At 39.9% G+C, this 10,715-nt stretch carries 11 protein-coding genes; 7 read left to right on the top strand and 4 right to left on the bottom strand.

Annotation, left to right across the window (positions count from 1 at the left end; all coding sequences use genetic code 11):
* Nucleotides 1–77: 77 nt before the first annotated feature.
* The gene (locus EEL30_01410; GenBank protein QDX91164.1) at nucleotides 78–425 is read left to right on the top strand and encodes a hypothetical protein; all 348 of its coding nucleotides are present in this window, start codon (nucleotides 78–80) and stop codon (nucleotides 423–425) included.
* A gap of 180 nt (nucleotides 426–605) precedes the next feature.
* On the opposite strand, the gene EEL30_01405 is transcribed toward EEL30_01410, so the two are convergent.
* The 3 genes from EEL30_01405 to ilvD all read right to left on the bottom strand — a co-directional run bounded on the left by EEL30_01405 (nucleotide 606) and on the right by ilvD (nucleotide 3,967).
* A complete protein-coding gene (locus tag EEL30_01405; protein QDX91163.1) occupies nucleotides 606–944 on the bottom strand; it encodes a hypothetical protein in 339 nt (112 codons plus the stop codon).
* 487 nt (nucleotides 945–1,431) lie between these two features.
* Nucleotides 1,432–2,106: a tRNA (guanosine(46)-N7)-methyltransferase TrmB gene (gene trmB, locus EEL30_01400; GenBank protein QDX91162.1), complete on the bottom strand. Its 675-nt coding sequence runs from the start codon at nucleotides 2,104–2,106 to the stop codon at nucleotides 1,432–1,434.
* A gap of 187 nt (nucleotides 2,107–2,293) precedes the next feature.
* Entirely contained in the window at nucleotides 2,294–3,967 is a 1,674-nt protein-coding gene (ilvD, locus tag EEL30_01395) for a dihydroxy-acid dehydratase (protein ID QDX91161.1), read from the bottom strand.
* Between the two features lie 232 nt (nucleotides 3,968–4,199).
* Here ilvD and lepB point away from each other — a divergent pair, with 232 nt between their 5' ends.
* From lepB to EEL30_01365, 6 genes are all read left to right on the top strand, one after another.
* Nucleotides 4,200–4,718, top strand: coding sequence for a signal peptidase I (gene lepB, locus EEL30_01390; GenBank protein ID QDX91160.1), 519 nt, complete (start codon nucleotides 4,200–4,202; stop codon nucleotides 4,716–4,718).
* A gap of 309 nt (nucleotides 4,719–5,027) precedes the next feature.
* A complete protein-coding gene (locus EEL30_01385; GenBank protein ID QDX91159.1) occupies nucleotides 5,028–5,984 on the top strand; it encodes a DMT family transporter in 957 nt (318 codons plus the stop codon).
* A 228-nt stretch (nucleotides 5,985–6,212) separates the two neighbouring features.
* Nucleotides 6,213–6,695 carry a PaaI family thioesterase gene (locus EEL30_01380; protein ID QDX91158.1) on the top strand — a complete coding sequence of 161 codons (483 nt, stop codon included), beginning with the start codon at nucleotides 6,213–6,215 and terminating at the stop codon, nucleotides 6,693–6,695.
* A gap of 73 nt (nucleotides 6,696–6,768) precedes the next feature.
* Entirely contained in the window at nucleotides 6,769–7,551 is a 783-nt protein-coding gene (locus EEL30_01375; GenBank protein ID QDX91157.1) for an inositol monophosphatase, read from the top strand.
* 88 nt (nucleotides 7,552–7,639) lie between these two features.
* Nucleotides 7,640–8,383: a UMP kinase gene (gene pyrH, locus EEL30_01370; protein QDX91156.1), complete on the top strand. Its 744-nt coding sequence runs from the start codon at nucleotides 7,640–7,642 to the stop codon at nucleotides 8,381–8,383.
* A 186-nt stretch (nucleotides 8,384–8,569) separates the two neighbouring features.
* Nucleotides 8,570–9,178 carry an HD domain-containing protein gene (locus EEL30_01365; protein ID QDX91155.1) on the top strand — a complete coding sequence of 203 codons (609 nt, stop codon included), beginning with the start codon at nucleotides 8,570–8,572 and terminating at the stop codon, nucleotides 9,176–9,178.
* Nucleotides 9,179–9,237: 59 nt separating this feature from the next.
* Here the strand turns inward: EEL30_01365 and EEL30_01360 are convergent, their stop codons facing one another.
* The gene (locus EEL30_01360; GenBank protein QDX91154.1) at nucleotides 9,238–10,545 is read right to left on the bottom strand and encodes a hypothetical protein; all 1,308 of its coding nucleotides are present in this window, start codon (nucleotides 10,543–10,545) and stop codon (nucleotides 9,238–9,240) included.
* Nucleotides 10,546–10,715: the final 170 nt, after the last annotated feature.

Below are 10,715 nucleotides of genomic sequence, written 5' to 3'. Positions count from 1 at the left end.
GATATAAGTTTTGTTGGTTACTCGAATGAGGATTCTACATACAACGAAACTGTAAATGGAAAACTGGGGGGATTCATATGTCTACCTTTGCTCAGAAGGATTTGCAATCTTACTTCCAGGAAAAACTGGAACATGCGAAAGTTCACTTTGAACGGGCTCTTGACTGTAAACATACAGAGTTTGATGATTTGTATCCATATATGAATGAACAGCCGCAATTTTTCTGGTATAAGCGTTATGTGGCTTGGTCGGAGTTGTTAACGGTGGTGAGGATGGCCGAAGAGCTTAGTTTAGAATGGAAATCCTGTTTTTCCAGCAATCAGATTCAGTTTATTGAAGGACGTGTCCTTCAAGGCAAAGTATTGGATCATTGGCATCCAGAAGAGGAAAGAGAAGTAGAAGAGGTAGGTCAGCTAGAAGAATAACCAAATGTGTGGGTGCAGTTGCATAGTGGTTTTTATAGAAAACGCGTAGCGAACATGTTATGCGTTTTTTTGTTTTTGTGGTGTGAAAAATAAGTGACTTGATAAAAAAGAGCCCCCAACTAGTGAGGGCTAATGACCAGTTTTATTAAAAAGAGGGTGTAAAGAGAGAATACTTACATCTTAACCAAAGATTGCTGTACTTTTGAAAACCTCACCTTTAGTTGAAGAAGTGTTACCAGTTGCTGGTGCAACAACATTTGTTTCTGTCACTTGAATAGGAGTAGAAACTGGAGCGAAGATAGAGAAATTTACTACTTCACCTTTTGTAGTGTCACCAGTAAATTGAGTTGGCACAATAACAGATGCAGGTGCAACTGTTTGTGGTGCTACTTGAACATTAAAAAATGATTGTGGAGCAATAGTTTCGTGTTTTGTTGCGTTCTTATCTGCAGCAAATGCAGAAGTCGCAGAGAATGCACAGGCTAAAACAGTGATACCTAAAATTAGTTGTTTTTTCATAAAGTCCACCTATCCTTCCAAAGTACATTATTTTTTGTATTGACCAGTCAGCACAAAAGTCTTTCAGCAATTCTTATTTTACTCCTTTTATGTGATTTGTAAAGTAGTTATCTGCTGAAAAAGTGCTGATAAGTAAATTTTAATTTTTTGTAAAATATATAACCCGACATCTATTATAAGTAATTGATGGAAAATATATACTAAATAAATGTAGATAACCCACAATTTTCTGGATTTTTATTGCTTACTTAGGAGATTTTACACTAATTTCGAGAAAATAAAACAGTTTAAGTGCAAAAAAGTGTAAGTAACTATTCCTAATTTTCTTATCTTTTTATTTTTCATATAAATGAAATGAGTATATGATTATATGTGGCAAAAGAATGACATTTTGGTGTTTATATACAAAAAAGCAACCATTTGGAAAAATGGATGCTTCGTTTCACTGATTTCATAAAGATTCGTTTGGTTATGAGAGGAGAGCTATTTAGTTGTCTTTAGCTGGTTTATCTGTGGGAGCAATTGGTTTACACAGTGCCTCCGTGCGGAAGATGCGTTGCCCACGATTAGAGAAACGTTCTTCATATTCTGTCATCACATTGGTTGCGGCTTGTTCAGATGAATGAAGATCCAGTGAGACATGACGTAATTGAAACAGTTCGTTGGCGAATTGATTTAAAGAAAACTCAAACAGATTTTGATTATCTGTTTTCAAATGAATTTCACCGTCCTGTTTCAACACAGCCCGATACTGGCGCAAAAAGGAGAAATGCGTCAGACGGCGTTTGCTATGACGTTTTTTGGGCCATGGATCACTAAAGTTCAAGTAAATCCGATCCAACTCACCTGGCGCAAACAATTCCGTAATTTTGAAAGCATCAAATTGGATCAATTTTAGGTTGGGAATGTCTTTTTGTTCCGTACGTTGTGCTGTGCGATACAACACTTCTGCTTTTAGCTCAATCGCGATAAAGTTGGTTGAAGGAAAACGAGACGCCAACGTGTTAATAAAACGCCCTTTACCACTACCAATCTCAACATGAATCGGATTGCTATTCCCAAAGCAGTCGGACCAAGTTCCCTTATATTGAGCAGGATTATTTACATAGGTTGGAAATTGGCGCAGCATATCTTCTGCACCTGGAATATTGCGTAAACGCATAAAAACCTCCTTGCGAGCATTTGCGACCATCTAAGGACTAACTCTTCTACTTTATTATGCATGAGCGTTGGTTTCAAGTTAATTTTGTTGCCATTCCTTCTGTTTTTCAGATAAAAGAAAGAAGACCCCCTGTAGAAAAGGGAGCCTACGTACATTACATTTTTGATGTAATCACTTGATACAATATTTATATTTTTAATACGCCACCAGTTGATGCATTGGTGACTAGCTTAGAATAGCGAGCAAGATAGCCCGTTTTTACTTTTGGTTCGAATTCCTTCCAGCTTTCTTTGCGTTTTGCCATTTCCTCATCAGAAATTTCTAGTTGCATGGTACGTGCTTCCATATCAATGCTAATGATATCTCCATCATGGACGAAAGCAATCGGTCCTGCTTCAGCTGCTTCTGGTGAAACGTGACCAATACTGATTCCACGGGAAGCACCTGAGAAACGTCCATCCGTTACTAGAGCGACCTTGGTACCAAGTCCCATCCCGACGATTTGTGAAGTAGGCGCAAGCATTTCAGGCATACCCGGACCACCTTTTGGTCCCTCATAACGAATGACTACAACATGACCCTCTTTAATTTTACCATTCGCAATCCCTTCTAAAGCTTCTTCCTGAGAGTCAAAGCAAATAGCTGGACCCACGTGTCGCTGAATCGAACTATCTACGGCTCCAGTTTTAATGATGGAACCTTCTGGAGCTAGATTGCCGAAAAGAACAGCAAGACCCCCACGTTCACTGTATGGTTGCTCAAGAGGATGAATTACAGCTTCATCTAAGATTGTTGCTTCAGCTACGTTCTCACGTAGTGTCTTGCCTGTTACGGTAATGCGGTCAGGATGCAAAATTCCTTCTCTTTTCATTAACTCTCGTAAAATCGCTGACACGCCGCCAGCATTATGACAATCCTCAATATGAAAATCTGAGGCAGGAGCTAACTTGCATAGGTGAGGAGCGCGCTCCGCCACCTGATTGATCCGTTCAATTGGATATTCAAAGCCAGCTTCGTGGGCAAGCGCTAACGTATGCAGAACGGTATTTGTGGAACCGCCCATCGCCATATCTAAAGCAAAGGCATCATCTAATGCGTCCAATGTAACGATATCGCGCATTTTGATGTCATGTTTAATTAGGTTCATCAGAGCGCTCGCAGTAGATTTAACCAGCTCACGACGTTCTGGAGAGGTAGCCAAGATGGTACCGTTCCCTGGTAAGGCAATTCCTAACGCTTCTGCCAAACAGTTCATGGAGTTGGCTGTGAACATACCTGAACAGGAACCACAGGTTGGGCAACCGTATTGTTCTAATTCCAATAGTTTATCATCATCAATTATGCCAGCTTGGTGGGCACCAACGCCTTCAAAAACGGAAGACAGGGAGATAGAGCGTCCATCGCTTGTTTTACCTGCTTTCATCGGACCACCGGTGACGAAGATAGTTGGAATGTTTACACGTAAAGCCCCCATAATCATGCCTGGTGTAATTTTGTCACAATTCGGAATACAGATTAAGCCATCAAACCAATGAGCGGCAACTACGGTTTCTAAGCTATCGGCAATCAATTCTCGGCTTGGTAAAGAATAGCGCATCCCGATATGTCCCATGGCAATTCCGTCATCTACACCAATTGTGTTAAACTCAAAAGGTACACCGCCTGCTTCGCGAACGGCTTCTTTTACTATCTTACCAAACTCTTGCAAATGGACGTGACCAGGAATAATATCTATATAAGAGTTGCAGATGGCAATAAAAGGTTTGCCAAAGTCTTCTTCTCGTACACCTGCTGCTCGTAGTAAACTCCGATGAGGAGCTCGGTCAAAACCTTTTTTGATCATATCGCTTCTTTGTCTCATGTCACCTATCCTCCAGTATGGTTTGTCAGACATCATAAAAGTTGTTTCTTTGAGAGAATGAAGCCGTACGACAACACCCTGTCCAAGTATTTTCACTATTGTAGCACTACACTAAAGCATGAAACAAGCAAAATGATCTGAACATTTGTTCATTTGGGAAATAAGGAAATGTGATAAAGAGTGAAATCAGCAGAGACTGTCGCACGTATATGTAAGAGGAGGGATATTTAATATGAAGAAATTACCTAAATGGGCAAGAGAGTGGCTCCCAATAATAGCAATTGCCCTCGTGTTGAGCTTTACAATTCGTACGTTTGTGGTCCAAGCTGTTTATGTGCCATCCACGTCCATGGTTCCTACCTTACAAGTAAATGACCGTCTTTTCATTGAGAAGATATCCAACCCAGAAAATTTCCAATATGGCGATATTGTTGTGTTTTCTCCTCCCATACAGGGAAATAAAGATTTGTTCATTAAACGCTTAGTTGGAAAAGGCGGGGATATCATTGAGGTGAAAAATGGTGCCTTGTATCGTAATGGTGTAAAAATAGAAGAACCCTACTTACAAGAAGAAATGAACTATGATTTTGCTCCAGTACATGTGCCTGCAAATCACTACTTCTTTTTGGGGGATAATCGGAATGGCAGTTTTGATTCTCATTTATGGCCAACACCATTTGTTGAGAAAGCGGCAGTGATTGGTAAGGGGATCTTTTTGTACTATCCGTTTAATCATATGCGAATTATGTAAAAAACTGAATTGAAACAGGATAAAAAACCCGTGAAACAGTAACTCGTTACGCGGGTTTTTATTTTTGTTAAAAACGAATAATTATACATTATTCCGTTTATTATATTCATTTTTCCATCCGGTTATATGTACTGAAGTGTTGTAATATCTCAATGCACAAACGCTTTTGTGTATGAAAGCAATGAATAAACGCGTAATTTTGAAAAAATTCAGATATACCTAAAACAGCATATCTGGGTGTTACAATAACATCGGAACAAGCATGATTGTAACAAGTTCTACATATTTGATGGAAGGAAGGGAATCGGAGTGGGTACTCAAGGAACAAATAAAGCTAATCGAATCATCTATTTGATTCCCCTACTAGCTACTTTGTTGTGGGGAAGTAATTTCTTAGTTGGAAAAAATATATTACAACATGTACCTCCGTTTACCCTTGGACTTTTACGTTGGTCTTTTGCTCTTATTGTGTTATTACCTTTTACTTGGAAAGCATTGTGTGAAAATTGGAAATTGTATCTAAGGTATTGGAAAGAAATAGTACTGATGGGTTTTTTGGGCATTGCTTTTTTTACAGGGGTGGTATATTGGGGAATGGAGCATACCAACACGGTACATGCATCGTTGCTTTCTTCATTATCGCCAATCTTCATTACGATAGTAGCTTACTTTATGCTACATGAAAGAATAAATAGCAACCAAGTGATTGGTATTATTTTATCGTTGCTGGGAGTTTTGTGGATTGTAAGCAAGGGACACATCGGAACCATTGCTGATATGCGACTTAACAACGGCGATATCGTATTGATATTAAGTAATGTGATGATGGCCATTTATTCTGTTATGTTACGGAAAACAGCAGATCGGCTACCTGGCTTGATTGGTTTTACTCTGATTGTCTTGGCAGGCGTGATTACCGCAGTGCCGCTGATGCTGGTGGAAGTGAGCTTCCGTCCGGTACAGTTGTTCCTATGGAGTAATCTATGGTCAATAGCCTATCTAGGTATCTTTTCATCCGTGATTGCCTTCTTTTGCTGGACCAAGACTGTTCATCTTTTGGGGCCAACGAAGGCTTCTCCGTTTATGAATCTAGTCCCGGTTTTTGCTACCATGTTTGCTGTGTTATTTTTGGGAGAGGCTTTGCTTGTTCCTCAAGTAATAGGTGGGGTGTTCGTGCTATTGGGTGTCTATTGGTCATCGCGTCCGAAGAAGAGTCTTGTACCGATTTCACACACAAATCCGAGAGTTCAGGAGTTAAAGCTTTGAACCTCGCATGGCTAAAGCCACGAGATTCCTAAGTACGAAATAGTCAGCTCAAGTAGGCGGTCTCGATCCGAACGGTTATCGGAATGAGATGCCTACTTTTTCTTTTACGTGATAGGGTACACACGGTAGTAGATGTCTGCTTTTGTTTCCCCTTCTTTTTTTGTATGATCATAAGAGGATCAACATTACCATATGTCAGGCTATCGTTAGCTAAGGAGGCTTTATTAGATGCAGGAAGAATGGCAACAAATCATAAGTGAAGGCACGGATGAGGAGCGAGAAATTCTTCGTTTGGCCCTACAGGCAATTAAGCAGAAGCGTGAGCGAAACAGTGCTTATCTGTCCGGATTCTTAGGATTGCAAGGAGCTTTTATTGACGAAACAACTTATCAATTTGAGGTTCCGATCACTCCTTACATGCATAATTCCTTGAAGATTGTTCATGGTGGTGTTACGGCAACACTAATTGATAATACGATGGGTTCCCTGATTAATAAATTATTGGCCAAAGAAGGAAAGGCTGCTGTTACGAGTGATCTACAAATACGTTATGTGCGCCCAGGGAAAGGTAAGAAGCTGACATCAGTCGCCAAGCTCATTCATAAAGGTGGGCTAATGGCAACAATGCAGGGGTGTGTCTATGACGATCAAGGGCACCTGATTGCGCATGGTACAGGAACCTTTGTTATGATTGATCGGGGGAGAGTCTAGGCATTACCTAATCAAGCCCTGGGATGAATGATATGTGCAATATGAACAGCTAAAGAGAGATAGGAGAGTGGCCATGTTAGAAATCGCTAAAGAGGCAGCACATACAGCGGGAGCTTATTTAAAGCAACGTTTTTCTCAACAATTAATCCCTGAATTGGAATCGCACAATGATGTAAAGTTAGTAGAAGATCGGGAGAGTGAGCGTCGAATTATTGAAGTGCTTCACCGGCATTTTCCCGATCACTCCATTTACTCTGAAGAAATTGGGACAGTAAGCCGAGGTGACGAGTATTTGTGGGTTATTGATCCAATGGACGGTACTAATAATTTCTTTGTGGGACATCCTTATTTCTCTGTTTCGATAGCTCTAGAGTACCGTGGAGAGTTGATATTGGGAGTCGTGTATAATCCGATAGCTGACCAACTATTTTGGGCAGAAAAGGGCAAAGGAGCTTATTTAAATGGCAAGCCTATGCAGGTAAGTGACAAAAATGTGCTTGCCCGTGCGACCGGTTCTTATGTGCGAGGCAGAGATGCTTTGACAAGAGAGCAGGAACAGGAGACAACTAGAGGTTTGTTCTTACATACGAAACGTTTAATGAGAAATTATTCTCCTGCGTTAGACTTCTGCTTGCTGGCAAATGGCTGGCTTGATTATGTAGTAATGGAAAAAACAAATATGATGGACGTGGCTGCTGGTGTATTAATCGCTCAAGAAGCGGGAGCAAAAATTACTGGTTGGCATGAAGAAGTCTTTACGTATGAACCTTATCATCCCGAACGCCTAGTTAGCATGATTGTAAGTGGAGGAGCACTGCAAAACGAGTTGTGTGGTATGATGCGAGATTATTGTTAGTTAATTTTTTTCTTGAAAAGATTGCCAAAACCCCTAATTTTTGATTACAATACGGGAGGAAATCTTCCACAATCTAAGGGGGAGAGCTATGCCGAGATATAAGCGAGTGTTGGTCAAATTAAGTGGTGGAGCTGTAGCTGGAGACAAGGAATTTGGTTTTGAACCAAGCAAATTGACACACATTGCTGATGAAGTAGAGTCGTTACTACAGTTAGGCGTGGAGGTAGCCATAGTCATTGGTGGAGGCAATATTTTTCGAGGAAATATGGCCAATGAATGGGGTATTGGACGAGTGGAAGCAGACAATATCGGAACCATGGCAACCGTTATTAACAGTCTGATGCTACGTGGTGTGTTGAACAACAGAACAGATCATGAGGTACGTGTGATGACTGCGAACCCAATTAATTCAGTAGCAGAGCCTTACATTCGTTTACGAGCTATCCATCATTTAGAAAAGGGGCATGTCATTATTTTTGCAGGTGGAAATGGTCAGCCTTATGTGACAACGGATTATCCTGCGGTACAACGAGCTTTAGAGATGGAAGCAGATGCAATCCTTGTCGCTAAACATGGTGTAGATGGCGTACTGAATGGAGACCCTCGTATTTTGGCAGATACAAGGCTGTATGAATCACTTGGTTATGATGATGTGATTAGCCAAGGCTTGAAGGTGATGGATCAGTCCGCCATCATTTTGGCTCGTGACTATGCTCTGCCTATCCATGTCTTTAATTTTGATAAAAAGCATGTGATGAAGCGAATTTGTGAAGGCGAGAATCTCGGAACACTGGTTTCTGATCAAGTAAATACGGTACTTTCGCCTCTTTAAAAGGAAAGAATGGGCTTTTTGCCGAACTTGTCTTTATAAAGGAAAACAGAACCTCCTGTATCTAACGGGAGGTTCTTCCTAAACTTACTTCAAACGAATAATGCGTCGATCTAAAGTAAGAAAAGTTTGAATCATCTGTTAAAATTACAGCGCTTACAACGAGAAAAAGGTAGAAGGGAGAATAACATGAATTTGAATCAAATAGGAGTACGAATAGAACAGCAGCTCCAATTTTTAAGAGAAATTGATCAAATGAAACATATCTACCGACAGACCTTACTATTGAACGGCTCTAGGCGTGAAAATGACGCGGAGCATTCATGGCATGTAGCGATGTTAGCGACAGTTTTACAGGAACATGCTAGTGACACAGAGGTAGATTTGTTACGAGTGATAAAAATGTTGTTGTTGCATGATATTGTGGAAATTGATGCGGGAGATACATATGTGTATGACGAACAGGGGAATCTTGATAAAGAAGTACGTGAACAAGCTGCTGCCAAACGAATTTATGCCTTATTACCTGAAGATCAGGAATTGGAGCTTAAGGGATTGTGGGAAGAATTCGAACAGAGGAATACCCCAGAAGCACGTTTTGCTGCCGCTTTGGATCGTTTTCAACCTCTGTTGTTTAATTACTACACAGAAGGAGCTACCTGGAAAACAAATCACATTACTAGGGATCAAGTGATCAAACGTGTTAAACAACCGATTCAGGAGGGTTCTGAGTCACTTTGGACATATGCCGAGGAATTGATTAACAGTGCGGTAGAAAAAGGGTATTTGTTAGCGTAAAATGTGAAGAAAGACCGTAGATGATTGCATCTACGGTCTTTCTTGTATAAGCTAAGTGCTTATTTTGCTTTCGTTTCAGGAGTTTTTGGTTTAGCTTCAGCAGCCTTTTCTTTAGCTTCTAATTCTTCCATTTCAGCTTCAAATGCTTTCATTTCTTCTTCTTGTTTTTGTACTTCTTTAATGATTTTGTGGAAGAAGCCTTTTTCATCAAAGTTTTTGATCGCTTCTTTATCTTTAGCTAGATCAGAATAGTTAATGAAATCATTCTTGCCAGGAACTACGAATGGTGTTGCTTTACCAAAGTTCCATTGGTAGCTTTCAGAAATTAGACCAAAAGTAATCGGCGTTGCGTCTTTCGCGGTTGCTGATGGATCTTTCACGGCAACATCAATTGTAACGCTAGAGCGTACTGGCAATTTATCTTTATCAATCCAGTAGTCCAATTTCAACTTCAGGTTTTGTAATCCACCTTCTGTTTTAGCTAATTCTACTAGTTTTTCTGGGCTATTTTCTTTTTCAAAATCAGAAATACCAACCTTCGCAGCAGCTACCAAAAGATCTACTTGCTCTGTAGCTGTTTTGCGATATTCTTCGTCTTTTAGAAGAGTTTTCTTAGGCTCAATGATTTGATCAGAGAATTTGTTAGCCATAGACGCCAAATCAATTGCGAAAGAGCGAACTTCTGGATTAACAGTAGCATCTTTTGCAATATAGTAAGCTAATTCAATGATGTTTTTCGTATCTAGCTCAATAGTCAAGTGAGTTGCTTTTAATTCTTCACCGTTTGGTAATTTAACAGTTTCTTCTCCTTTGTTTTGTACAGAGGAGCCTTTAAAATCAAAGCCTTTGATGTATTTGTTAGCGAAATTCATCGATAGTTTGTTTACATCTTCGCTAAACTTTTTCACAAGGGCTGGATCAAGGTTATTTGTGCCAGCCAATTGCATATCTTGAGCATATTTTAGATATTTCTTGTCGATAGGAGACTTCAGATAGATATCTTGTTTATCAACAATCATTTCAACAGACGCTTTGTCTTTACCTTCCCACACTTTGTGGTCACGTAAAGCTTTATCGTTGTTTAGAGTCATTGTTATTTTAGAACTTGTGTCGGCTTGAACACCTTCAAATGAAATGCCGTCTTTCACGCTTTGCAGAATTCCTGCTTGTTCATCTGTTAGCGCTTGTTGTTTTTTCAAAACTTCATCAAAATTACCTGTTAGTTTAAATGAGCCAGCAAGATTGTAACTTCCTTTTTCTAAACTATTTAGGGTAGCATCTCGAAGCATTACTCCATCCGTTGAGCAACCTGTCATTACTAAAACAGATGACGCCAATACAGCAGCTCCTACAGTTGTTTTTTTCATAAAAAAAGCACCTCTTTTCAAATGGGTAGTCATAGTAGAAGATCTAGGTTGTATAAATTCCTTCAAAAGGTTATACGCATGAGAATCCAGATGGTTTCGAAATTTGTTCCAAAAAATTGAATTGACCCCTCTGGTTGTACAATTCGTGATAAAATGGATGACATACCCTT

The organism is Brevibacillus laterosporus, from assembly GCA_007833815.1.
Classification (GTDB): domain Bacteria; phylum Bacillota; class Bacilli; order Brevibacillales; family Brevibacillaceae; genus Brevibacillus_B; species Brevibacillus_B laterosporus_D.
Note: the sequence above shows the minus strand (reverse complement) of the source record. Positions and strands in the feature narration are given on the sequence as shown.